We start from the raw sequence: 24,751 nt of genomic DNA, 5'->3' as shown, positions 1-24,751 counted from the left end.
TATCCTTTATTTTTTGCTTCTTTAAACAGTTTTATTAATTAAAATTTTAATTCAGCCTCTTCACCGTCATCAAGTACAAAACATCTCTCCTCCAGTCTGTTTTCATTGATTTTCTCTTTAATAAATTTTCTGTTTTCCCTGCAATGACTTAAAGTTTCCAGATGCGTTACCCAAACAATAGACTCCGGCGCATATTCACAGACTTTTAAGATATCTTCACTGATCATAATAATAGGATCTCCTATGGAAAAAGTAGCGGCGCCTCCTGCTACAATAATGTGTTGTGGCTGATGCTTATCGATTTCCTGAGCAATTTCATCGTACCAGATAGTATCTCCTGCGATGTATACTGATTTATTGTCTGTTTTAAATACAAAACCATTCACGATTCCCATTTTTTCTCCGATTTCTCCGGTTCCATGCTTTCCTTTGGTGGTTGATATCTCAATATTTTTGAATTGAACCGGATCATTACTTACAGCAATAATGTTTGTGAATCCTTGTTCTGCAATCTGTTTTGAAATAACATCCGGGCAGATAACCGGAATATTTTTATCAAGAAGTTCAATAGCAGCAGCGTCCCAATGATCAGGATGAAGATGGGTTACGGCAACCGCATCTACGCTTTCTAATTTTTTTATTAATTCTTCTTTATTAAAAGGCAGGTTTACCAGAGGGTTCAGTAATTCGCTCTCTGTCATTGGCATTTTTCCTCTGGAGCCTTTATCTCCGAGCATGGGATCTACAAGGATAGAAACTCCATCAATATTCAGTTGCAATGTTGCATTGCGCCATAATTGTAATTTCATTTTGGGTATTTTTGTTGAACAAAGGTATTACCTGGTTACGGTAAAACAATCGAAGGTTACCAAAAGGTTAACTATAAATATTCAATTGACTTATGAATTTTGAAGAATTTAAAAACTGCGGATTAAGACGAAGCCTGGATGTCCTTTCGGGTAAATGGAAACCGCTGATTCTGCAAAACCTCTTTGAGGAAGATCAGGTACGTTTCGTAGAGCTTTGGCGGAATATGCCCAGAGTTTCCAAGAAAGTACTGGCAGAACAGTTGAAACAGCTGGAAAAAGATCTTATTATTGAAAGAACCGAAGTGTATAATTTCCCACCGGAAGTTTATTATAGACTGACAGAAAAAGGTCAAAAGCTGGGGCCTATTCTTTCTGAACTTCATTCATGGGGAGACGGATTGAGATAAAGCTGTTTATTGTGTTGTTAATTTATATGTGATCTGAGGCTAAACGGTATTCCGTCAGGAGAAATGACAAGATACTGAATGAGTTTCTTTATAGTAAAGCTTTGCTTTTTGCTAAAAAAATCGCGATAAGTAATACTTACCGCGAAATAATATAAAGATTTAGAAAATAAAATCACATGTATTGATGTCTTTGTAATGGTTAGTTCATTCCTATAAATTTGAATTTGAACAGTTGACATGAGGTACCATAATAATCCCAAAGCTGTAAGTTAGAATTACCGTCCATCGTACAGTTCGGAATATCCCAGCCACGGGTAGCATCAACTTTTGACAGGATTTTGTAATAGCCATTGGAGACAGCCACTACCTGCCATGCCTGCGCATCATTACCATAGTTCTGCCAAAGCCTGATTGATGTCCCCAATGTATTGCTGTTACTTGTCAGGTCAATACAACGGTTAGATGCACTCGCTTTGGATACAAAACGCCAGTAACCATTTCCCGCATCAATAGCAACCCATCGCTGTGCGTTGGCACCATTTCTTGTCCATGGTCTTAGCACTGCGCCGTTGGCATCCTCACCTGACTTTAAATCAAGTACTTTGTTCGCATCGGTCTGAAATTCAATCTCATAAATACCATTATTGACCAAACTGCTGGTTGTGTTACAGTTTCCAACAGGATAATTGGAAGATGCATATTGCTGGAACCACTGTTTGCTTGGGGCAGCACACGCCTCCCAGTCGTTATTGAAGGCTGTTCCGGCATTAGGATCTCCTTTGTGAAGCAGATCATCAGGGGCAAGGAGGTTCCAGCTCACATTGCCCGACTGATCCACAATATATTTTAAGTTTGCGCCAAATCCGCTTCCGCCTGCAGTACCGGTTGTTGCAACCCCGAAGGTACCATATCCCTGAGGTGCCCAGTCGGTTTCTGTAATGGCGATCGGTGCAATGTCAGCGATTGGTTTAACATTGATATTCCATGCATTTTGAAAAGATTGATAGTTGTTGACACCACCCCAGTAACCCGGATAAATGTGAACAGCGTAGCCAATATTCCCTCCTGTGATCTGGTTATTGACATAACCCTGATAATGCGATTGCCATCCTGTACCCGGTATCCAGCAAACATTATTGGCTCCGTTGTTACGGATAATATTCACTAAAGGCTGGAAGAAGTTTTTGAGCGCTGCAAAGTGCTCGTTTCCTGTAGAGCCCCATGTGCCGTTTGTTCCAAGGATCTCAACAGGCTCATTGGCTAATTCGAACATCACGTTGTCAGCATTCTTTAAGCCCGGATGCTGTGACAAAAAGGTCCATACAGTTTTAAGATAGCTGTGATACGCATCGTTCACGGCAATACGGTTCGGACATACACCCGGCGGACGCAGGATAACATACATTCCCAGGCTGCGGGCATGATTGATCAATGGAATAATCACCTGATCTGTATACGTAACCAGGCGGTTATAATTGAATCTTGAGATATCGTTCTCTGGGATAGCCGGCCCGGGATCATTGGTCCAATACGGATCAATGTGAAGGCGGATGTAGTTGAGATACCAGCCATCAGCAGTATTGCTGAGCTTGGTCATGACAGCCTTGTTATAGTTCAGAGCTCCCTGGACATTGTAATTGTCCCAGGTACAATAACCTGAATTGGCACCATACTGACATCCGTTAAACCATGGACTGGGTGTTATGGCAACACCATGTAAGAGAACATTATTGCCACACGGATCCTGGAGGTATCTGCCTCCCACATGCAGCATGGGTGTTGCCGCGAATGCTCTTGCAGTAGCACTTAGATTAGCTTCAGGTTCTTCGAGTAAATTTTTTTCATCCATCGTAGAACAGCTGGAAAGAATGATTAACAGTAAGGCAAGTAGCCACATTTTGTTTGTTTTCATAGTTTAAATATTAATATTAAAGGTGATTTCTCAGTTTTACTTTTAGCCATCAATTTTCCGACTCGCTATTTTACGTAGGAGTTTCAGATGTTTGGATAGTAAAGTAATGTTGCAATAATGTAACTCTGCTCAACAGAATTATGAGTTGGTCTTCGTTACTTTGTTTTGCTTTCAGATTTAGCAGAAAAATGGAACCGTTTCTATTCCGTTTCAGACTGAAAGACTTTCTTCTTTTTCCGGATTTTCCACATGTATAGGTGTGATATTGTGAAAATCCAAATTATCGCTGATTACGATTGTTAGTTTATGATAAAAATAATCATATTATTAAATATAAAGCAATATTTTAATGAAATTTATATTAAAAAATCAATATCATAAATAAAATAATTAACAAATAGTCATAATGTTTTTATAATAAAGAAAATAAAAAGAACCTTATCATAAATTTTCGTTTAGATACTTATGAGAAAAAGAAGAAAGTGATTGTTTTTATACTGAAATTTTCCATTTTAAGCTCAAAAAGTTTGCACAAATAACGGGATTTACTGATGCTGAATATTAAAGTTGTAACAAAAATATGTTTTAAACAGAATTTGGATTTCAATAAAGGTGACAGCAAGACTTATAGTAGATTTAATATGTGAATAACTCTTGTCCTTTAATACATTAAAACCTTATAGGTTTGAAAACCTATAAGGTACATTTAAAAAATTAAAAATAATTATTACCGGAAGGGACCGCTTATTGTTTAAACTGATCCAGAACTTCCGTAATATTCTGATAGACAAATTCCAATTCTTCGGATGTAATACAATATGGGGGAACCAGATAAATGACATTTCCCAGCGGCCTCATAATAATCCCTCTCTGTAAGAATTCATTGTAGAGCTTCTTCCCTATTTCATTGAAATAAGAAGTCCCATTCCCGGTTTTGAAATCGAACGCTAAAATAGTCCCGATCTGTCTAACCTTTTCTACACAAGGATGTAAAGCAAGTGCTTTTACAAACTCTGAATGTTGATGAGTAATGCGGTTGATATTCATTTGAGTTTCATTTGTAAGTAGCAATTCCATACTGGCAAGAGCCGCTGTACAGGCTAAAGGATTGGCTGTAAACGAATGCCCGTGGAATAAGGTTTTATAACGGTCTTCAGAAAGAAATGCCTCATAGATGTCATTAGAACAGGTCGTGATTCCCATAGGCATCGTTCCACCGGTAAGCCCTTTTGAAAAGCACATGATATCCGGTTTTTCTGTAAGATAATCTGCTGCGAAAAGTTTTCCTGTCCTTCCGAATCCTGTAAAAACTTCATCCTGAATCATCAGAATACCTTCTTCTCTGCAGAATTTCATCATCTGGCTGAGATCTTCAGCTTTATACATCAACATTCCGGCTGCCCCTTGAACCAATGGTTCATAAATAAAACATGCTACTTCATCGGCCAACTCTTTAATTTGTGATCGAAGACTTTCAAGATTTTCTGCATTGGGTGTATCAATGAAAACAACTTCAAACAGCATGCTTTCAAAAGGTCTTGTCCAGAAACTTTTACCGCTTACAGACATGGCTCCGAAGGTATCTCCGTGATAAGCATTTTTAAAAGCTAAAATCTTTGTTTTCTTTTGTCCTTTATTATATGCATATTGAATACACATTTTCAAGGCTACTTCTACCGCTGTAGATCCGTTATCAGAATAAAAAACTTTTTCCTGACCAGATGGAAGAAGATTCAGTAAATTTTCTGAAAGCTTCACGGCTGGTTCATGAGTGAAGCCTGCAAAAATAACCTGCTCCAGTGTATTTAACTGTTCAAATACACGTTGGGCAATATAAGGATGTGAATGACCGTGCAACGTTACCCACCATGATGAAACAACATCCAGATATTTTTTTCCTTCGTTATCATAAAGATAAATCCCTTTCCCTTTTACAATGGGAATGGCATCTTCAGCCGTTTTCATCTGGGTATAAGGGTGCCAGTTGACCGCTTTATCTCTCTCCTGCAGGCTGATTTCTTTGGTTAATGTATTCATATATTGATTGTAATGAGTGATGGAGATGGATTTAACAATAATTTAGTTGAATATTTGGTCGTAAATGTTGGATTAATCGCAAAGACGCAAAGTTTTATCATAGATTGCGTGGGATATTTAAGGACGCAAGAAAATCAAAGATTTTCAGCAAGGAATGTGTTATAATTTTCCCGTGGATTTTTTATCATCTGTTTAATTTACACAATCTACAAGAGACTAAAAAATTACACTCTTCAATTTTATCGGAGATAAAATCATTGCGCCTTAAAATATTATTTACCTTAAAAATCTTCGCGTCTTTGCGTTTTCCAATGTTGTATCCAATTAAAGCAGTTTATAAAAATTCAAAAACCAATTTTATAATAAGCGCTATAATAACAATAATCCAACTCATCACTCATCATTTATCATTTGTAATTCATAATTATCTAACAGCATGTTTCTTTTTTCATCATAGGTTTCAGTCCTAAGGTCTGCAGCATCTGCATATCTTCAGATACACCCGGATTAGGTGTTACTAAAAGGGTTTCTCTTTCTCCTGTGAAAATAGAATTAGCACCTGCCATAAAGCACCATGCCTGCTCTGTTTCAGACATTTCTATACGCCCGGCACTTAGTCTTACCATAGAAGAAGGCATTACGATTCTTGCTGTAGCAATCATTCTTACCATTTCCCAGGTATCTACTTTTTCATTATCAGCCAGCGGCGTTCCTGCTACTCTTGCCAATGCATTGATAGGAACGGATTCCGGATGTTTTGGCATTGTTGCTAACGTCAAAAGCATTGAAATCCTGTCTCTATGGGTTTCGCCAAGCCCGATAATTCCTCCAGAACATACTGTGATTCCTGCTTTTCTTACATTGTTGATCGTATTGATTCTGTTGTCAAAAGTTCTGGTAGAGATGATCTCCTCATAATACTGCTCAGAAGTATCAAGGTTGTGATTGTAAGCGTACAATCCGGCTTCCTGAAGCCTTACAGCCTGTTCTTCCGTAAGCATTCCTAACGTACAGCAGACTTCAAGACCAAGGTCGTTTACTCCTTTCACCATGTCAATTACCCTGTCAAAATCACGGTTATTACGAACTTCACGCCATGCTGCCGCCATACAGAACCTTGAAGATCCCGAATCTTTTGCTTTTTGTGCATGGGCAATTACGGTTTCTGTAGGCAATAAAGCCTGTACTTTGATGTTGGTGTGATAACGGGCTGCCTGTCCGCAGTAGGAGCAGTCTTCAGGACATCCACCGGTTTTGATAGATAATAAAGTAGAGATTTGCACTTCAGAAGGATCATGCCATTCGCGGTGTACGGTGGCTGCTTTATAGATCAGTTCCATCAGAGGTAAATGGTAAATTTCCTCAATTTCTTCTTTAGTCCAGTTGTTTCTCAATGTTGTTTTTGTATCCATTATCCTATTTTTGTTATTGTTAATTGCTTTGCAGCAAGGTGTATAGATTCCTTATCTGTATTCATGATTTCCGGAATCTTTATCATTTTTGTTTCTTTTTCGATAAAACTGCAGATCACTCTTTCTGTATCTTCCGGGAAATCTCCGTTAAGAATTAGATATTCCAATGGTATTTCTCTCTGTCGTAAAGCTAAGATTGATAGTAAACTGTGATTGATGCAGCCAAGATAGTTCCTTACAACCAATGCTGCCGGAAGGTTTAATTCCTCAATCAGATCGATCATAAAGGTAGTGTCTGAAATAGGTACCATAAGACCTCCGGCTCCTTCTACAATCAGTGGGTTGGCTGTTTTGGGGAGTTGAAAATCATTCAGACTGATCGAGATATTTTCTTCTCTTGCCGATTGATGTGGTGATGCAGCCAGCTGTAACCGGTAAGTTTCCGGATGGCAGACGTTCGTATCTGTCCATGCTTCAATTTTATGACTGTCTGTATAATGCAGATCACCAGACTGTATGGGTTTCCAGTATTCTGTTTTAAAATGCTGAACCAAGACGGCTGAGCAGACTGTTTTTCCTATTTCGGTTCCTATTCCTGTTATAAATAATTTCATGTTTTTCGTGATGCGGGGTTCGGGATTCGTGTTCCAGGTTTTGAATCTTTTTACTTTATATAAATTCTTTAATAATTCCTGTCAGATTTATAATTTCTTCTTCAGTGTTAAAGCTGTGAAGGCATATTCTTAAGCGTTCGCTTCCTTCTTTTACTGTGGGGCTGTAGATGGCATAGGTTAAAAATCCTTCTTCAGATAAAGTGTTCTGTAATGCTTTCAGTCTTTGATTGTCCGGGATCACAATAGCCTGAACAGGACTGGTTTCTGCTGATGGAGACTGTAAATTTCTGCTTCGGAAAACTTTGACATTATTCTTAAGCTTTTCAGCCAGTTCATGGTTTTGGTCTAAAAATTCATATCCTGTTTTGATGCTCATCCACTGAAAATCCTGTGCTGATGTGGTATAGATGAACGGACTTGCAAAATTGATCAGGTAAGATTTCACTGTTTCATTGCAAAGAATAGCTGATCCATGAGCCCCAAGAGCTTTTCCGTACGTCACAACTACTGCTGAAACATGGTTCTGTAACTGTAATTTTTCAATCAAGCCATATCCAAAAACTCCGAAGGCATGGGCTTCATCGACAATTAAAGAAGCTTTATATGTACTGGCGATTGAAGCGATTTCCTGAAGAGGAGCAAAATCTCCTTCCATAGAATAAAGGCTTTCTATCGCGATATAACAATGACCTTCTTGTCTCCTTAAAATATTTTCAAGATCGTCAGTATCATTATGCTTAAACTTCAGTTTTTTAGCATTCGAAAGCTTACACGCATCATGTACCGACCGATGAATCTGTTCATCCACAATCACTGTATCATGACGGCTGGGAAGCGTTGAAAACAAAGCAAGGTTGGCATTATATCCTGACGGAAAAAGCAATGTCGATTCAAAATGATGTTTCCGAGCAATCTCATTTTCCAAGGAAACTACAATATCACTGTTCCCGCTGATTAACCTTGAACCTGTGCTTCCTGAAAGCAGTTGAGGGTTTTCCGTAACCTTTTGAAGTAGCAAGCTTTGAAGTTCCTTACTTTTTGCAAACCCAAGATAATCATTGGAATAAAAATCAATTCCGTCAGAGCGAAGTCTTAAACGTCTTAATGTTCCTTCCTCTTTTCTTTTGTCAAGGGATTCCTGAAAGCGCGAAGTATTGTTAGACATAATGTAACTGGGCTACTTCTTCTGTAATCGCATTAATCCATTCTTCATGCAGTTCTTTTTCTATGGTCAGAATATGGTCTGCATGGTGTTTCCAGTCTGGCGAAAACTCATTAAGCTGATGAATCATTTCTTCCAGATGACCTTCTTCTTCAAGAATGATCGATTTTACCATGATTTTAGAAGACGCTTCGGTAAGGGCCTGCTGATATACAGGATAAAGCTCATCTGCACGAACTTCGATAGCATAGGTTACAAAAAGGTAAGCGGCATATTTAATATCTGTTTTGTCAAGATTGAATGCTTTCTGAAGATAACGACAGGCTTTGATATCCAATGAGTGAAGATACTGGCTTGTGGCGATAGGAGCCAGAAGTTCTGTGCTTTCATAGGTTTTGCATAATTCAGGATTTATTTTTCCAATCTGCTTTTTTAAATAATAGGCGTGGCGGTGTTCTTCAGCAGCGTGTTTCAGCTGGATCTGAGAAACCAATGTTGGATGTTCACATTTTGATATTTTTCTGGCACCGGCATTTTCCATGAAAGAAAGGGTATTGAGCCATTTGGCATGGGTACTTCCGTCCTGTACAATTTTTTTTAACAGATGATGAAATTCCATAGATTTTTATTTTGATGTCAAAAGTAGTATATTGCCGGATGGTTGCATGGTGCCAGTTTTGATATTATGGATAGTCCGGTTAGAATTCCTTATGAAAGTTTTATAAAGATTGATAGAAAATCTGAGACTTCTATTTATCTACAGATTGCGAATCAATTGATCAATGCCATTCAGCGTGGCGTTTTACCTTTTGGAACGAAACTTCCGGGAACAAGAACCTTCAGCGAGATGCTGGAAATCCACAGAAATACGGCGGTTGCGGTTTACGATGAACTGTCGGCCCAGGGTTGGACAGAGAGTTTTCCCAACAAAGGAACTTTTGTGATCGGAAAAGATCAGGAAAAACCTGTTAAACTGAATGATTTTAAACAGAATAATCTTCAAAACTACCCTGTTTCGACTGGTTTTTCATTCAAAACATCCAATATTTTAGATAATCCTTTCGAGCATTCCAATTGTGAATATGTCTTTAATGATGGAGTGCCGGATATCCGTTTAACACAAATCGGACAGCATTCCCGGTTTTACAGTTCTATCCTGAAACGTAAATCCAGTCAGAAAGCTTTCGGACATTATAATCATGACGGAAGTGAATTTTTTAAGGAACATTTATCCCAATATCTGAATCTTTCCCGCGGACTTCCTATTTCCAAGAACAATCTGCTCATCACCCGAAGCACGGAAATGAGTATTTATATTGTTTCTGAAATTCTTCTCTCGGCTGGTGATACCGTATTAGTAGGAGCTTTGAGTTATTTCTCCGTCAATATGATCTTTATGAAAGCTGGGGTTGATATTGTTTCTATTCCCATTGATGAGGAAGGAATTATGGTGGAAAGCGTAAGAGAAGCCTGTAAAAAGCAGAAAATACGGATGCTTTACCTTACTCCGCATCACCACTATCCCACTACCGTTGCTTTGAGTGCTCAGAGACGTTTTGAGTTGCTGGAACTGGCCAATGAATACGGATTTATTATCCTGGAAGACGATTATGATTATGAATTTCATTATGATAAAAGTCCGATTCTTCCTTTAGCCAGTGCAGATACGAACGGAATGGTGATCTACATAGGTTCTTTCGGGAAATCTCTGGCTCCCGGATTCAGGACAGGATTTATTGTAGCTCCGGAAAATCTGATGACAGAAATGCGCAAATACCTGGGAATTATTGACCGTCAGGGCGATATTCTGATGGAAAGGGCGCTTGGAGAGATGATTGCTGAAGGGGAAATCAACCGTTATCTGAAGAAATCTTTAAAAGTCTACCAGGAAAGGCGTGATTATTTTTCTGCATTGTTAGAAGAAAATCTTGGGGATTTTATTACTTTTCAAAGACCTTCCGGAGGGCTTGCTATATGGCTGGAATGGAATATTCCACTGAATCTGATGCAGCTGAGCAGGAATTGTGCGAAAGACAATCTTTTTATTCCCAAAACATTATTGTATCAGAATAAAGATCTTACGGCAATGCGTCTGGGTTTTGGGGATTTGAATGTTGAAGAGATGAATAAAGGAATTGAGGTGTTTTCAAAAAATGTGAAAGAATTGATAAGCTGATTATTTATTAGTTGGAAAACGCGAAGGCGCAAATAATGTCCAAAACAATGCGTTTCTAAGGCGCGAGGATTTTATCTGCGATAAAATTGATTGAGAATATTTAAAATAGAAATTGTATAATCTTCTACATTAATTGTTTTTAACCACAAAAGGCACAAAAGTTTTGATCACTTACGTTTTAAGTGCCTGCTTTACGTTTAATAAGTACACCTGAGTTTTAGAAAATCTTTGATTTTCATCTTATATGAACTGTTCTGCGGTATTATTTTAAACTTATTTAAACGGTTAAAATAAATCTTTTGTGACTTTTGTGGTTTAAAAAAGTAAAAGCCCCTTTACAGAGGCTTTTATTAATGATGAGAAGGATAAACTATTTTGTTTTTCTTATGTTTTGGTTTCTTCTTTTTTCTATTTAAATAGATGATAAAACCAGTGATGGGAAGTGATGTTGCGATCATTGCTGCCAGAAAATAAATGATTCTGCTCGTTATTCCCAAGATACTTCCGGTGTGAAGATCATAATTTCTTTCTCTTAATGCGGTTCCATATCCGATATTTTTACTTTTATATGATTGAGATTTTAAAACTTCTCCTGAATATTGATCAAAATTAAAATGTTCATTCCTGTATTGCCTGCCGTCATAAGTCAGCTCAGCATAATAGGTTCCTTCTTCCGATCTTGGAAAATTGACAAGTGCTGATTTTTTGTCTTTTAATCCTTTTTTCATGGTATTTCCAATGAGATTGAGGATATTTTCACGGTTTGAAAATTTTTCGGAAGGAATTGTACTTTTGACTTGCTTTTCTGTTGGAATGTTTCCGTTCAGTGTGTTCTTTACCCATTGATCTACATCTTCAAAGCTCCATATCAATGCAGAATAAGATATTAAGAGTAAAGGAATGATGGCATAAAATCCTAAGACATTATGAGCATCATAGTTGATTCTTTTCCAATTGGCCGATATTTTAATAAAAAACATTCCTTTCAGCATGGCTTTACTCATTTTTCGGGGATACCATATCACAAGCCCAGATAAAAGGATGACTGCAAATATCAATGTGGAATAACTGGTAATCGCTTTTCCGATTTTCTCCCCCAGCAGAAGTCTTCGGTGAAGATCCAGTATAATTTCGAAGAAGTCTTTTTTTGCATCTTCCACTTCCTGTACTTTTCCTGTGTAAGGATCTACGTAAATCCGATAATAATAAAGATAAGTTCCCCAATACGTCCATGCTTCGTTATCCATTTTTAAGGTACGGAATATATAGGTTCGTGAGGGATCGGAAGGCATGACTACCCTTTTGACTTTCAATCCTTCAGGAAGTGCTTTTTCTGCTTTTTCCGTGAGCTCAGACAATGAAAGTTTTTGTCTGCCAATATTTTCAACAAAATATCTGTTGGGATAAACAATATGTTTTAATTCTTCTTCAAAAGAAAGGATACATCCGGTAGCTGCCATAATAACAACGATAAGCCCGGACGTGAGTCCGAGCCATAGATGTAGCTGATAGGCAATTTTTCTCAACTTTAATTTCATCCTTAAAATTTAAAGCTTACCTCAGCAACGAAATTGCGAGGCATCTGAGCGACTACCACTCCCTGCCCTGCAAAATATTGTGCATTTCCCAGGTTATTCATTTTAAATCCTAATCTGTATCTTTCTTTTTCGAGAGAAATGGAAGCATTCACTAAGGTATAGGCTGGGAATGCAAACTGTCCGGTAACAGTTTTATTTCCGGTAATCTGTTTTCCTACGCGGTTTACCCCGAAACCAATTCCAAGTCCCTGTAGTCCTTTGATCGGAAGGATATAACTGATCCATGAATTGAATACATTGGCAGGACCTGCAGATTCCGGACGGCGCCCATCTACAGCAGGATCAGCTTTTTCATATCTGCTGTGATTATAGCTGTATCCGGCTATGATGTTTAATCCCTGAACAGGATTCATGATGGTTTCGATTTCAATCCCTTTACTTCTTTGTGTTCCATCCTGAACAACAATATTGTATTCTTTTCCGTCGCGGATTACACCGCTTCCTCTCTGGATATTATCCACAAGAATATCGTAGTATCCAACCGTGAAGTTCACTTTGTTTCTCCAAAGATTTCCCTTGATTCCTACTTCCCACTGATTGGCCATCTGTGGTTTCATATCTCCGCTAATGTCCGGAAGCTGCTGCGCAACAGGTGCTGTATAGCTGAAACCATTCATATAATTACCATAGGCAGATAACTGGTCTTTAAGAATCTGATATACAATACCTACTTTCGGAGACCATGCAGTTTGATTGAAATCATCGTTACGGATATTGGTATTCAGGTTAAGCTGTCCTTTACTTTCATAGTGATCCATACGTAAGCTTAAAAGCGTAATCAAACGGTCTGTAATATAAGTAACGTTTGAAATATAGGCTCCATAAAGGTTTGATGCAGAACTATTTCTTACCAGAGGAGCTGTAGACGTCTGGATTTTCTGCAGTACAAGATCTCTTGTGATATTGGCATAACCTGCTAAAGTTTGCCCGTTGATATTGTCGTACACCACAATCGGGGAATGGTTGTTGTTGATAGATTGGTTTAAATAATCTAACCCTATCAATACTTTGTTTTTAATTTTTCCAATATTAAACTCTCCATTAAAGTTTTGCTGAATACTTGTAGAAGAAGCTTCTGAGTTCTGCCACTGCACATTGCGTTCCAGCATGGCATCACTTGTATTTCCCCTGATAAACTGATATTGGTATAATCCTTCTGTTTTTCTGAAGTTTCTTGAAAGCAAAGTCTGTGAAGTCCATTGATCTGAAATTTTGTAATTTGCTTCTGCTTTTACATTGATCGAAGGTGCTTTTAAAGTAATATCATTATTAGAATAAGACTTTTTCCAGTCGAAGCCCAGTTCATCAGGATTATGGGCAAAATAGGCTCTTGTTCTCGGAAGGAAAATAATCGGCGTATTGGTTCCTTCATAATTGTAGATTTGGGCTCCCAAATTAAATTTCAATCTGTCATTCACCTGATAGCTTATTGTAGGAGCCACAAAGAAAGACTTCCTGAATTCAGAATCCCTGAATCCGTTCTGATACTGATACGCTGCATTTAAACGGAATAACATATTTCTGGATTCTGTCATTGGTCCGTACACATCAGCGGTTACGCGGTTCAGGTTGTAGCTTCCCATCAGATAAGAAGCCTCGCCTCCGAAATAGTCTTTCGGTTTTTTGGTTACTGCGTTAATCAAACCTCCAAAGGAAGTTACCGCACCTCCGTACAATGTTCCTGAAGGTCCTTTGATCACTTCAAGACGCTCAAGATCGGCAGGATCTATCTCTCCGTTGGTGGTTGCAGGAACACCATCTACCATGGATACTTTGGTAGGAAAACCTCTAAGGCTGTAGTAGAAACTTCCGTCTCCGGAACCTCTTCCCGGGCTACCCTGCATTTTTACCATACCCGGAACGTTTTTCAGTACTTCCGAAATATCGTAAGTAAGCTGTTCCTTCATGATCTGCTGGTTGATGCTGGTATAAGCCTGTGGATTTTCAAGCACTTTCAGAGGCATTTTAGCCACTGAAGTACTGTCTTTATCCAAAAATTTATTTCTGCTCACTGCATATACGGTAATTCCTTCAATCACATTGTTGTGTAAAGGAGCGTAGATCGCAGGGATTTCATAGACATCTTTCTGAATGTGGATGGGTTCCCTCATCAGTTCGATGTCATTTAAAACCACCTGAAGCGTATATTCTCCAGGTGGCACATTTTCAAAGTAATATTCTCCTAAATTATTGGTTTTTGCCTGATAAGACGTGTTGACAAGTCTTAAAACAGCGTTTTTTACCGGTGCTTTTTCAGACAGCATGATTTTGCCATGAATTCTGTCGCCCTGCTGTGCAGAAAGCGAGTTGGAAGATAAAGTAAGACCAAGAAGTAATATAAGGGTTTTAGATGTTTTCATGCTGTAAGTTTTGTAACAGGGGATAGTTTATTTTACCGTTTTGTGATAATGGGAATGATTCTATACGTTCTGTGCGTACATATTGGGGGTTAATACGCAGTTTATTTTTAATGGTTTCGGTGATGATATGAGGATCTATTTCCGGATTGTCATACAATACCACGATTTTTTTATCATTGGCATTCAGACATACGAAAGTATTGCCCCGCATTTCATTTTTAAGGATAAATTCTACCTCATCCAGATTAAGACGTATTCCGAAAAGCTTCATGATACGCTTTATTCTACCTGTGATATAATAAATTCCGTTCTCACCTTTTCTGGCGGTATCCCCGGTATGCAGTACGGAAGGCTGCTCATAAGTGGCAAGATCCTCCAGTTTATGGGCATAGCCTCCGAAAATACTGACATGAGAAAACAGTAATTCGTCCGTTTCAGGATCAATTTTGAAGCTTCCTTTTTCTACCACATTTCCGATTGATGTTTCTTCTTCCAGCAATCCTTCTGTGGTTAGATAAGCCATTCTTCCTCCTGCTTCCGTTTGTCCGTATTGTGCAAAGAATTCTTTTTTAAACTCATGACAATAAGAGAAAATCGTTTTTCTCAACTCTGCATTAATCACGCCTCCGGTGTGGGTAAAATATCTGAGACTTGGAGAATCTTTTCTGAAAAATCCAATTCTGTTCAGATTTTCATAAAGGAAAGGGACTCCGCCCAAAGTACTGTAGCCATACTCCTCCATTTCATCCCAGAATGCTTTCTGCATAATGTCTTTATCTGTACACACGATTCTTCTGGCACGCATACAGTTAGTGGTGAAAATAGAGAATCCATATACGAAGTTGATCGGAACATTTAAAGGAACTACATCCGTTCTCTGAACCGGCATATACTGAAGGATGCTCAATGCGTTCTGATAAAGGCTTTCATCAGATAATTTAACCAGTTTCGGAACACCTGTTGTCCCTGAAGTACTCAAAAGGATTTTAATCTCAGGATGAATGGTAACCTCACTCCTATAATCATCCTTTGTAAAGATACTGATATGGTCTGAAAATGCTTTCAGAGTGTATCCTTCAATGGCTTCTCTCTGTGGATCAAATATGTATTTCGGACGGTATTCTGCCTCAATACGTTCTTTGAATTCCTCATGTAGTTTCTGCCCCAATACCGCAATGGTATGTGCTGTTCCGTAAAAATTGAGCAGCACTTCAATACTTGACAACTGATTGTCATTGTATAAAAAGAGCAGCCCTTTTTCTACGGGGTTTAAACCTAAAGACCGGTACAGTGTTCCCACCGGTATTGTTGTACCGGTGGAAGCATCTGTAAACGCCAGTTTCTTATTGGCAATTACATTTTCTAAAATTTTCATAGGCTTAGTTTTCTACGAATACATCGTATTTTTTCATTTTTTCGCGAATTTTTCCGACGGTTCCCATCTCCAGAATATCGTTAAAATCAAACTTGATCTGATAAAACTGTTCAAGCGCTTCTACGATAAGAAGATGAGACATAGAATCCCATTCCGGGATTTCCTGATAGGTTAGTTTTTCATCTACCAATTCTTTCTTTATGGCGATGGCAGAGGCGATAATTTCGTAAAATTCTTCTGTAGTGTTCATTTTAAATTTTTATAGTTTTCCATTTTCCATTTTTAAAAATCATGAGGAATAGTACAGCCAAAACTATTTCCGAAGAAACGATAGCGGTAAATATTCCTCTCAGTTCCCACTGAAATCTTACTCCTAAGAGATAAGCCAGCGGAAGCTGAATCACATAAAACATCACGAGGTACAGTAATGTAACCTGTAGAATGTTTCCGGCGGCATTCAAAGCGCGGCTGATCACCATAGTGAATCCTAACAGCAGATACGCCATGGATACCACATGGATGTATTGAACCGCATATCTGGCAACTTCCGGTTCTGTAGTGAAAAATTTCACCACATATTCCGCTGCAATCTGCCAGAATAAGGCTACAAGTACCAGATACGTCATATTGATGGTTCCGGCTCTCCAGACCGTTTTTTCAGCACGTTCAGGTTCTCCGGCACCCAGATTCTGACCTGTAAGAACTCCGGCAGCATTTCCTATTCCCCAGGCAGGCATTGTTGCCACCGAAGCAATACGCTGGGCAATAATATATCCTGCAAGCGCTGTAGTTCCGAAAGTGGAGATGATCTTCACCATAATCAGCCAGCTGGATGTTGGGATAATATACTGAACCAATCCTCCAAAGGTGAGTTTCAGAATCTTCTGCAGCAATGGAATATCAAGCTGTAAAGGAACTCTGATACTGATACTGGTTTTTCCTGTGGCAAATACGAAAGCCTGATATAAAACCCCTAAAAGCCTTGATAAAACTGTAGCATACGCCAATCCCATCAATCCAAAAGCAGGAATAAATCCTAATCCAAAAACAAGGATCACTGCAAAAATGATATTGGAAATATGGCAGATCCAAAGTGATTTCATGGCAATATCGGCATCACCGGCTCCTCTGAAAAGTCCATTCACAGAAAGACGGAGAATCACCAGTCCGATACTGAGAAAGACCAGTCTTGAGAAAGAAATTCCTTCATTTACCGTACTGGCATTGATTCCCAGAAAATCAACGATTTCTGATGCGAAAAAGTAGGAAACCCCACCAATAAGCACTGCAAAAAACAGGGCCAGCAAGATGATGTATTGGGCTGTTCTTCCCATTCCTTCTTGATCTTTTTCGCCTGCTCTTCTGGCGGTAAGGGTTGCTGCTGCAATTCCCAAACCTACTGCAATGGCATAGGCAAAGTTGATGTAGTTATCTGTAATTCCCACAAGCCCAAGAACCTTGTCGCCTAATTTTGCGATAATCAATAGATTGACGCTTACAAAAACAGATTCCATGACAAGTTCCATCACCATGGGAATGGCAAGACTAAAGATGGAACGGTTGATACTTCCGGAAGTGAGTTCAACTTTCTTTCCGGCTATGGCTCCATACGTAAAAACCGCTCCTTCTTTTAGGATATGCAGGAATTTCCTCATACTGCTGCTACTGAATTTTTATTGGCAATCTGATACAGCGGATTTGGCAGTGCTCCGTCTTTTCTCGGAATGGCAAATGCCTTGTTTTCACTGTAACCGTTATTTTTCAGACGCAGACTGTTGATATAGAATCTTTTGAATGCCGGCACGTACAGGTCATACTTTTCGTATCTTTCCTGAAGGTGTGTATTCTCAGCTTTATAATTTTCTACACAGTTGTGAACCAGTTCCCAGAATGTCTCTTCATTAAAGTTGGAATAGGTATGCAAAGCATTCGACAGATATCTAAAGAAAGCGTCAAAAACTCCAAGTAAAATAAACAACGGGATATTTTCTTTGTTGGAAGACTGGATCAAACCGTCAGCAAGGTGTGCAGGAAGTTTTTCTCTGGCTTCTGTGGTAAGCACAATATCATCCACAAAATCTTTGATGACAATTCTCTTCGGAATTCCGTTCTTCAGAACCACCATAATATTTTCCCCATGCGGCGTTACACATAGTGAATGCGTGTAGTAGATATGTAATAAAGGCGTAAGATAGGCATCAAGATAGCTTTCAATCCATTCTTTGATACTCACACCTGCTTTTTCAGCAAATGCCTGAACCAATGGAACTCCGCTCTCATCTACATAAAGTAAAGAGGCCATGGTTACCATTTGCTCATCTTCTTTCAGATAGTTTTCAGCACTTTCTCTCCATAATGCGCCAAGGAATTCATTATACTGGTATGGTACGCTGGCAATAGCTCCATATTGTGGATGCAGATAGGTGATGGCAGCCTCTTCTCCTAAGAAAATAGTTTCTTTGTTCTCAAGATAAGCATCATCTTTAATTAACCCTTTTACCCAATCTGTAATGGCTGGAGCAATTTTCATCTGCTTAGGTGATAATCCTCTGATATTTCCTGTGCTCAGAATAGAAACAGCCGTTTTCAGGTATCTCTTTTTAGGATGGTCTACATTGAATAAAGTACGGATACTCTGCTGCGGACTGTACGTATCACTGCCCTCACCCAATGGGATTAAAAGTCCTGAAGCAATATCTCCGGCAAAATTGATCTGAAGCTTATGCTCCCACTGCCATGGATGTACAGGAATAAAGTGATAATCTTCAATAATTTTTCCCTGGCTCAATAGCTGCTGCTGAAAATCATTATATAAATCCTCTCCTATTTCAGAACGATAAAACTTATCTCTGTTGATATGTTCCAAAGACTGGAATGATGATCTGCTTTTATGAGAAGCCAGCCAGATTACTTTTAAATTTTCATCGGCTTCAGGAGCAAATGTTTTAAGATCTCTTGGAGAAAAGCCTAATCGGCTTTTGTTTACAATGACCCAAGGATGTCCGGTCATATTGTGCTCTACAGTTTGATAATCTGCATCCGCAAGATCTTTTGAAGACATTACTCCTTTGGATAAGATTAAAGCATCACAATACAGCGTATGCAGTAATTCTTCCGTATATCTTGCAATCGTATAAGGATCTAAATCAAATACAGACTGCATTTCCAGAAAGAAAGCTGCTACATCTACAGAAGACAAATCTTCACCGTTTTCTGTTTTTGTAATGCTATCTTTATCAATATGCCAGTAATCCATCATTCTTTCCTGTCCGCGGAAGCTGTAGACAATATTTTCAACTCCGGTTTCAAGGGTAAAAACAGTATATCCGTTTTTATTTTCAAAGGTTACCACAGGTTTTAGAAGCTCTTCGTGCATCAACTCTGCGATGGTTTTGGCCATTAGGTTTCTGTTGGCCTGATTCCAGTTTTCCTGGCTTACTGTATTTTTTAAGTTGGTGTTCATTTTTAATTAAAGTTTGGCAGTTGGTAAATCAGCATATTTTTCTACATCGAAATCCTGGAAAGCAATTTTCTTTTCAATTTTATAATACTCTCTTCCCAGAATATCATTGATGATGTAGGAATTACGGTACGCAGCCATTCCCAGATCTGTAGAAATATAGCTGTGGGTGTGTACTTCAGCATGAAGCACATAGATTTCGCCTCCGTTGTGGTCTATTGAATAATTTCTGTTGACATCAAACAATCCGCTGGAATCTCTTTTGATTCTATCCTGAATATTTTGTAAGAATGCAGGTTCATGATAGCGGTATCCGGTTCCCAAAATCAGATAATCCGCTTCCTGATCATAAGGTACTTCCTGTTCCAGTTGGGTAAATTCAAGATTGATGAAATCCGGATTGCTGTTGTCTACTCTATTCAGCTGGCTGTTAGGGATAATTTTAAGATTAGGATCAGCATTATCGATATTCAGATCATAAATAAAATCATAGATATCATTGATCAGATCGTAATTGATTCCTTTAAACTGAGCTTGCTGCTTGCTTAAAATGGTTTTCCTTGCGGATTCACTTCTGTTGTAGAAATACTCTACATAATCAGGGGATGTAAGCTCCAGCGTCAACTTAGAATATTCCATGGGGAAAAATCTGTCCGGACGGGAATACCAACCCAGATGTGTTTCTTCATTCCTGTTTTGAAGCAGATCATAAAAAACTTCTGCTGAACTCTGGCCAGAACCGATAATCGCTATTTTTTTACCCTGAGACAAAAGCTCTTCTTTTCTATACAGATAAGAACTTGTATGAATAACACGTGAATCATCCTTCGGAATGAAAGAAGGAATGTAAGGCTGTGTTCCTGTACCTAAAATAAGTCTTTCCGTTTTGAAAACCGTAGTTTCTTTGGTTTTGGTGTGAATCGTAGTTACATGATATAAACCCTCTTCATAAGTAATATCCACCACCTGAGTAGAGAAACGGCATTGTGGAAGCTGTTCAATTACCCATTGGCAGTAACGGTTGTATTCTTTTCTCGGAATGAAAAAATCTTCTCTGATAAAAAACTTATACAGTCTTCCGGTTTCTTTCAGGTAATTCAAAAGGCTCAAAGGATTCGTAGGATCAGCCATGGATACGCAGTCACATAAAAATGGGGTCTGCAGGGTTACATGGTCAATCATCAGTCCCGGATGCCAGTCGAAACCATCTCTCTGGTCCAGGAAAAGGGTTTTCAGTTCCGGAATCGGATTGGATAATGCGGCAAGTCCCAGATTGAAAGGGCCAATCCCTATGCCTATTACATTGTATACGACTTCGTTAGTCATTTTTTGTGATGTTTGTGGTGATTTGTACCTCTTTATTCTGTGGGAATTTTTCCCAGTACCATTCTCTGTAACAGAAGTTCAGATTGGCTTTTTTATGAGGCATTTCTATTACTTTATCTACTTTGAAGCCTACATGGGCTTTATTCATCATAGAAGCAAGCGAGTCTACAGATCCTTCGCCTACCATTTTTCCTACCTGTGGCTGTGCAAAAACATAGTCAACCATAGATTGAGTGGATGGAGATACAAATTTCTTTTTAGGATCAACTGGTGCAATAAACTGATGCGTTCCATAATCGGTTGGCAATACTTCGTAATAATCGCCTACGATATCTCTGCAAGCCCAATACACCTCAATATTACAAGAAGGTTCATCGTTTCCTGCGATGATATAACTGTGTGCTTCATCACTTGGAAGCATCAGTCTGTAGTAGGTTTCCAGCTCATCAATAGGCCAGTTCATCTGCCAGATTTTTACGGCATGTTCACGGTTGAACCATTCATGAAGCATTTCAAGATCATTTTCAAGATCTATAGGACGCATACTCATCGTCACATCCTCTTTCTGAAAGTATCTTTTAAAGAAAACTTCTGTTCCCTGCGGATTAATTAACTGATCCGAAAAGAAATGTTTGTGAAGAAGGTTCGGAACTTTAGCATATGAAATAGAAGAAGCATTCACGCCTCCGTCTACATCAGCAACCGCAGAATGAAGATTTGATTTTACAGCCCAATATCTTTGATTCAAAGCATAATCCGTTAATGAGGAAGGTTCAGTTTCATGAAGATTTTCAAACTCTCTGTACAGAATATGGATTAATCTTCTTTCTTTAACCAGACCTGTTTTACCTATGGAAGCAATCAGTGCACTCAGGTTGCTTACCAGAAGATGGTGAGAAACAATATCCAGAAGACGCTCGTCCCTGATGAAAAGATCATCTACTTCAGGATAATCTTTAATCAGAGATTCATATTTTTCTTTAAAGCTTTCTTTGATTAAATACCCTTGCCCGTCTCTTACATAAATAGACTCAGGAAGCAATTGATTATCCAGCTGTACAAGCAAATTCTGCTGATGAACTTCAGGAGCCATACCTAATTGATCATACAACCTGTTTAAAGGAGAAAGCAATAGGTTTACATACTTTTCAAACCAGATAATAGCTGCTTTTTCTGCATCTACACCTAATTGACTCGCAACATTTTTAAAGAAATGCGTCGTAAAATTAAACCCATCTGTAGATTCATCCTGGCAAAGTCTTGCTAATAAAATTACTTTATCTTCATTGGAAAAAGGATGTTCACGGAGCAGTATATTCAGACTGTCTATATTTTTTCCATCATAATGAACGCTTAGTGTGGAAGGTTCCAGCAATAATTTAAAATTCAGGAAGCTTTGTTCAAATGAAGTTTTTTGATGCTGCCACCATATTGCGGAAGCATATCCTCTGTTGAGATCTTTTAAGCTGTTTGTTCTCACAGAACCTGTCATTAAAACATGCAGAGAGAATTTCAACATCCAGCTGAAATCAGGGTTGTATACCGTTCTTATGGAAGATGTTGCATAAAAATCTTCTCCCAATGGTCCGATGTGGATGATTTTCCCAGAACCTAACATTTCCGGATATTCTGCTGTTGATAAAAGATATTGTGCCTCCCATGGATGGCATGGAACGATGTAAAAATCATTAATGTTTTCAAAATCGTAGCTTTCCGGTAAAGAAGTCCATTTCTCGAAGATTTCTTTTGCTGAAATTCCCGGAAGTGACTTCTCCGTGATGCAGTCTTTATGAATCAGGAAATAATCCAGCTGAAATCCTTTTCCGAATTCCGGGCCGTATAAAAGCTGTTCTTCCTCAGAGAATCCCATTCTTGATTTGGTGAAAGGATGCAGATTGTGTCCTGCCGGAAGCATTTGCTCAGATTCAAGGAAAGAATACGTCAACAGCTGATCATCCTGAAGACAAGCTTCTGTTGTCAGTTCCAGATTTCTTAAGCTGCTTTGAATTCTTTCCACAAAGTTTCTGAAACCCGTTTCGTTTGTAGTTTCGGAAAGTTCTTTGTAAACCAATTCAGTAAGTTTTTGATCATTCACTTCAAAAACTTCTTGGTTTTGATGATCTACCGCCCACAAAACAGGTCCGTATTCATGAAAAAGAGTTTCGGAACGATAGGAAACCGGAGCAAATAAAAACAGCCCGCTTTTCTTCATTTCAAATCTCATAAACAATGAATAATCACTGTTCTGAAGAGCCTTTGCTGTAAGGAGATCATATTTCGGAACACCCTGATAGAATTTTCCGTTGCCTAGTTCTCTCAGCATTCCATTTAACAAAATCCTGAAGGTAATTTCCCTGGCTTTTTCTTCTGTTCTACTTTTCTGAATTAAAGTCTTTTCCATGCTTTTTGATTGTGGTGAGAATCTGATGAATATCTTCTGTAGTGGTAATCGGGTTCAGGAATGTAAACTTCAGATAGAAATTTCCATCAACCTTTGTACTGGCGACAAGGATTTCTCCACTGTAGAACAGTTTCATCTTGATGTATAGATTCAGAGCATTCAGATCACTGATTTCCGGTCTTACATATCTGAAAACAAGGACGCTTAAGTCAGAATCTGAAAGAAGTTCAAAATCTGCATCTTCCGTAATCATTGCGGCTGCATCTTTGGTAAGATCAATCACCGTGTCTGTATATTCTGCCAGCTGTTCTTTACCCATCATTCTTAGAGTAAACCAAAGTTTTAACGCATCAAATCTTCGGGTACTTTGTGTAATGGATTTATTGATCTGTGCCGGAATCTCCTCTTCATCCATTTCTTTCGGATTCAGATAATCGGCGTGGTGTTTAAGAATCAACAGTTCTTTTTTATTTTTAACAATGAAAGCACTGCTGCTGATCGGCTGGAAAAATGATTTGTGATAATCAATTGTTACGGAGTCTGCTCTTTCAATACCATTGATCAGGTCACGGTATTTCTCGCTTAATAATAAAGCACAACCGTAAGCTGCATCTACGTGCATCCAGATATTATATTGTTCTGCAATATTCGCGATATCATCCAATGGATCGATATTTCCAAAGTCTGTAGTTCCAGCTGTTGCTACAATACCAATAGGGATGTTTCCCAGTTGTTCTTCTCTCTTTATATATTTCTTTAAAAGAGAAATATCCATACGGAAACGCTCATCGGTCGGAACTTTAACAATACTTTTCTCGCCCAATCCCATAATGGAAGCATTTTTCAGATTGCTGAAGTGAGATTTATCGGAAACAAATATCCTGAAACGGCTTGCCTCTGCCGGCAGACCCTCCATTTTAATATTGTGATTGTATCTTTTCTGGGAAAAGCAGTCACGCATCATGACTAATCCCATTAAATTACTCTGTGAGCCCCCTGCAGTGAAAACTCCGTCGCTTTCATTCGTATTATATCCAATCTGACCGGCAGTCCAATCGATCAGTTTTCTTTCCATAAAAGTTCCTCCGGCACTCTGATCATAAGTGTCCTGTGAAGAATTAATGGCGCTTACAAGAATTTCTCCTGCCAACGCCGGGATTACTATAGGACAGTTAAGGTGAGCTACGTATTGTGGAAGATGAAAAGCTGTGGCATGCTTTACATAAATATCATCTACCTCTGCCAGAAGCTCATTATAATTGGAAAGTTTTTGATTAAGGTCGATCTGTTGTACCATTCCCTTCATTGTTTTAGCTTCTATACCACTGAAAGGTTTGTTGTTTCTCTGAAGAAATTCCTGAACCAGGTCTAAAGTACTGTTGACAGCATTACGATAATGATCATAATTGTCAGGATGGAAAATATTTCCAAAATTCCCTGAAATGTGGTGTGAAGTTTTGCTGGTGAGTGCTTCCAGGGATGTTAAATTGTTGTTCATAAATGTTTTGTAATGTGATTTTTTTAATCTGTGAGTTGTTGTGGTTTTTGTGATATATTGTTGTATATATCTGTAAGTCAGTTTTTTAAATTTTTCATTTTTTATTATACTTTTATTTGGTGATTACGTAATTATTACTAAATTTGATTCGGCTATTGTTATTTAGAATAATTAAAAACAAAGATAAAAATTATTATTTAACAT

General features: G+C 38.5%; 18 protein-coding genes. 2 read left to right on the top strand and 16 right to left on the bottom strand.

All coding sequences use genetic code 11. From position 1 onward, the window contains the following. Positions 1-38 precede the first annotated feature (38 nt). A complete protein-coding gene (locus EL165_RS03325; protein ID WP_002979479.1) occupies positions 39-809 on the bottom strand; it encodes an MBL fold metallo-hydrolase in 771 nt (256 codons plus the stop codon). Between the two features lie 92 nt (positions 810-901). On the opposite strand from EL165_RS03325, the gene EL165_RS03320 reads away from it, so the two are divergent. After that, positions 902-1,216 (top strand): winged helix-turn-helix transcriptional regulator, encoded by a 315-nt coding sequence (locus EL165_RS03320; RefSeq protein WP_002979481.1) that lies wholly within the window; start codon positions 902-904, stop codon positions 1,214-1,216. A gap of 199 nt (positions 1,217-1,415) precedes the next feature. On the opposite strand, the gene EL165_RS03315 is transcribed toward EL165_RS03320, so the two are convergent. The 6 genes from EL165_RS03315 to EL165_RS03290 all read right to left on the bottom strand — a co-directional run bounded on the left by EL165_RS03315 (position 1,416) and on the right by EL165_RS03290 (position 8,972). Further along, positions 1,416-3,128 carry an RICIN domain-containing protein gene (locus EL165_RS03315; protein WP_002979483.1) on the bottom strand — a complete coding sequence of 571 codons (1,713 nt, stop codon included), beginning with the start codon at positions 3,126-3,128 and terminating at the stop codon, positions 1,416-1,418. A gap of 744 nt (positions 3,129-3,872) precedes the next feature. Further along, positions 3,873-5,165, bottom strand: coding sequence for an adenosylmethionine--8-amino-7-oxononanoate transaminase (gene bioA, locus EL165_RS03310; RefSeq protein ID WP_002979485.1), 1,293 nt, complete (start codon positions 5,163-5,165; stop codon positions 3,873-3,875). A gap of 428 nt (positions 5,166-5,593) precedes the next feature. Beyond that, a complete protein-coding gene (gene bioB / locus EL165_RS03305; protein ID WP_002979486.1) occupies positions 5,594-6,577 on the bottom strand; it encodes a biotin synthase BioB in 984 nt (327 codons plus the stop codon). Further along, positions 6,577-7,191, bottom strand: coding sequence for a dethiobiotin synthase (gene bioD / locus EL165_RS03300; RefSeq protein WP_002979487.1), 615 nt, complete (start codon positions 7,189-7,191; stop codon positions 6,577-6,579). Before bioD ends, bioB begins: the two co-directional genes overlap by 1 nt. A 55-nt stretch (positions 7,192-7,246) precedes the next feature. Further along, entirely contained in the window at positions 7,247-8,356 is a 1,110-nt protein-coding gene (locus EL165_RS03295; protein WP_002979488.1) for an aminotransferase class I/II-fold pyridoxal phosphate-dependent enzyme, read from the bottom strand. Continuing rightward, positions 8,349-8,972: a hypothetical protein gene (locus EL165_RS03290; protein ID WP_002979490.1), complete on the bottom strand. Its 624-nt coding sequence runs from the start codon at positions 8,970-8,972 to the stop codon at positions 8,349-8,351. Before EL165_RS03290 ends, EL165_RS03295 begins: the two co-directional genes overlap by 8 nt. A 66-nt stretch (positions 8,973-9,038) precedes the next feature. On the opposite strand from EL165_RS03290, the gene EL165_RS03285 reads away from it, so the two are divergent. Then, entirely contained in the window at positions 9,039-10,529 is a 1,491-nt protein-coding gene (locus EL165_RS03285) for an aminotransferase-like domain-containing protein (RefSeq protein WP_002979492.1), read from the top strand. Positions 10,530-10,879: 350 nt separating this feature from the next. Here the strand turns inward: EL165_RS03285 and EL165_RS03280 are convergent, their stop codons facing one another. From EL165_RS03280 to EL165_RS03240, 9 genes are read right to left on the bottom strand one after another with little or no spacing between them, the layout of a single operon-like run. Then, a complete protein-coding gene (locus EL165_RS03280; protein WP_002979495.1) occupies positions 10,880-12,067 on the bottom strand; it encodes a PepSY-associated TM helix domain-containing protein in 1,188 nt (395 codons plus the stop codon). A gap of 2 nt (positions 12,068-12,069) precedes the next feature. Continuing rightward, positions 12,070-14,487, bottom strand: coding sequence for a TonB-dependent receptor (locus tag EL165_RS03275; RefSeq protein ID WP_002979496.1), 2,418 nt, complete (start codon positions 14,485-14,487; stop codon positions 12,070-12,072). Next, positions 14,474-15,862: an AMP-binding protein gene (locus EL165_RS03270; protein WP_002979497.1), complete on the bottom strand. Its 1,389-nt coding sequence runs from the start codon at positions 15,860-15,862 to the stop codon at positions 14,474-14,476. Before EL165_RS03270 ends, EL165_RS03275 begins: the two co-directional genes overlap by 14 nt. Positions 15,863-15,866: 4 nt before the next feature. After that, positions 15,867-16,112 carry an acyl carrier protein gene (locus EL165_RS03265; RefSeq protein WP_002979498.1) on the bottom strand — a complete coding sequence of 82 codons (246 nt, stop codon included), beginning with the start codon at positions 16,110-16,112 and terminating at the stop codon, positions 15,867-15,869. 1 nt (position 16,113) lies between these two features. Next, the gene (locus tag EL165_RS03260) at positions 16,114-17,517 is read right to left on the bottom strand and encodes an MATE family efflux transporter (RefSeq protein ID WP_002979500.1); all 1,404 of its coding nucleotides are present in this window, start codon (positions 17,515-17,517) and stop codon (positions 16,114-16,116) included. Beyond that, the gene (locus EL165_RS03255; protein ID WP_002979502.1) at positions 17,514-19,325 is read right to left on the bottom strand and encodes an IucA/IucC family protein; all 1,812 of its coding nucleotides are present in this window, start codon (positions 19,323-19,325) and stop codon (positions 17,514-17,516) included. Before EL165_RS03255 ends, EL165_RS03260 begins: the two co-directional genes overlap by 4 nt. 6 nt (positions 19,326-19,331) lie before the next feature. Continuing rightward, positions 19,332-20,648 carry a lysine N(6)-hydroxylase/L-ornithine N(5)-oxygenase family protein gene (locus EL165_RS03250; RefSeq protein WP_002979504.1) on the bottom strand — a complete coding sequence of 439 codons (1,317 nt, stop codon included), beginning with the start codon at positions 20,646-20,648 and terminating at the stop codon, positions 19,332-19,334. Beyond that, positions 20,641-23,049 (bottom strand): GNAT family N-acetyltransferase, encoded by a 2,409-nt coding sequence (locus EL165_RS03245; protein WP_002979506.1) that lies wholly within the window; start codon positions 23,047-23,049, stop codon positions 20,641-20,643. Before EL165_RS03245 ends, EL165_RS03250 begins: the two co-directional genes overlap by 8 nt. Next, a complete protein-coding gene (locus tag EL165_RS03240) occupies positions 23,021-24,547 on the bottom strand; it encodes a pyridoxal phosphate-dependent decarboxylase family protein (RefSeq protein ID WP_002979507.1) in 1,527 nt (508 codons plus the stop codon). The genes EL165_RS03245 and EL165_RS03240 overlap by 29 nt, the downstream gene beginning before the upstream one ends. Positions 24,548-24,751 lie beyond the last annotated feature (204 nt).

It is taken from the genome of Chryseobacterium gleum (genome assembly GCF_900636535.1).
Taxonomy (GTDB): Bacteria; Bacteroidota; Bacteroidia; order Flavobacteriales; family Weeksellaceae; genus Chryseobacterium; species Chryseobacterium gleum.
This window is presented reverse-complemented; position numbering and strand designations above follow the sequence as displayed.

Coding starts and splice junctions, on each gene's coding strand:
- EL165_RS03290 (WP_002979490.1), bottom strand. CDS start 8,972: ATGGAATTTCATCATCTGTTAAAAAAAATTGTACAGGACGGAAGTACC.
- EL165_RS03240 (WP_002979507.1), bottom strand. CDS start 24,547: ATGAACAACAATTTAACATCCCTGGAAGCACTCACCAGCAAAACTTCA.
- EL165_RS03255 (WP_002979502.1), bottom strand. CDS start 19,325: ATGAACACCAACTTAAAAAATACAGTAAGCCAGGAAAACTGGAATCAG.
- bioA (WP_002979485.1), bottom strand. CDS start 5,165: ATGAATACATTAACCAAAGAAATCAGCCTGCAGGAGAGAGATAAAGCG.
- EL165_RS03270 (WP_002979497.1), bottom strand. CDS start 15,862: ATGAAAATTTTAGAAAATGTAATTGCCAATAAGAAACTGGCGTTTACA.
- EL165_RS03265 (WP_002979498.1), bottom strand. CDS start 16,112: ATGAACACTACAGAAGAATTTTACGAAATTATCGCCTCTGCCATCGCC.
- EL165_RS03320 (WP_002979481.1), top strand. CDS start 902: ATGAATTTTGAAGAATTTAAAAACTGCGGATTAAGACGAAGCCTGGAT.
- EL165_RS03260 (WP_002979500.1), bottom strand. CDS start 17,517: ATGAGGAAATTCCTGCATATCCTAAAAGAAGGAGCGGTTTTTACGTAT.
- bioD (WP_002979487.1), bottom strand. CDS start 7,191: ATGAAATTATTTATAACAGGAATAGGAACCGAAATAGGAAAAACAGTC.
- EL165_RS03285 (WP_002979492.1), top strand. CDS start 9,039: ATGGATAGTCCGGTTAGAATTCCTTATGAAAGTTTTATAAAGATTGAT.
- bioB (WP_002979486.1), bottom strand. CDS start 6,577: ATGGATACAAAAACAACATTGAGAAACAACTGGACTAAAGAAGAAATT.
- EL165_RS03280 (WP_002979495.1), bottom strand. CDS start 12,067: ATGAAATTAAAGTTGAGAAAAATTGCCTATCAGCTACATCTATGGCTC.
- EL165_RS03295 (WP_002979488.1), bottom strand. CDS start 8,356: ATGTCTAACAATACTTCGCGCTTTCAGGAATCCCTTGACAAAAGAAAA.
- EL165_RS03275 (WP_002979496.1), bottom strand. CDS start 14,487: ATGAAAACATCTAAAACCCTTATATTACTTCTTGGTCTTACTTTATCT.
- EL165_RS03315 (WP_002979483.1), bottom strand. CDS start 3,128: ATGAAAACAAACAAAATGTGGCTACTTGCCTTACTGTTAATCATTCTT.
- EL165_RS03245 (WP_002979506.1), bottom strand. CDS start 23,049: ATGGAAAAGACTTTAATTCAGAAAAGTAGAACAGAAGAAAAAGCCAGG.
- EL165_RS03325 (WP_002979479.1), bottom strand. CDS start 809: ATGAAATTACAATTATGGCGCAATGCAACATTGCAACTGAATATTGAT.
- EL165_RS03250 (WP_002979504.1), bottom strand. CDS start 20,648: ATGACTAACGAAGTCGTATACAATGTAATAGGCATAGGGATTGGCCCT.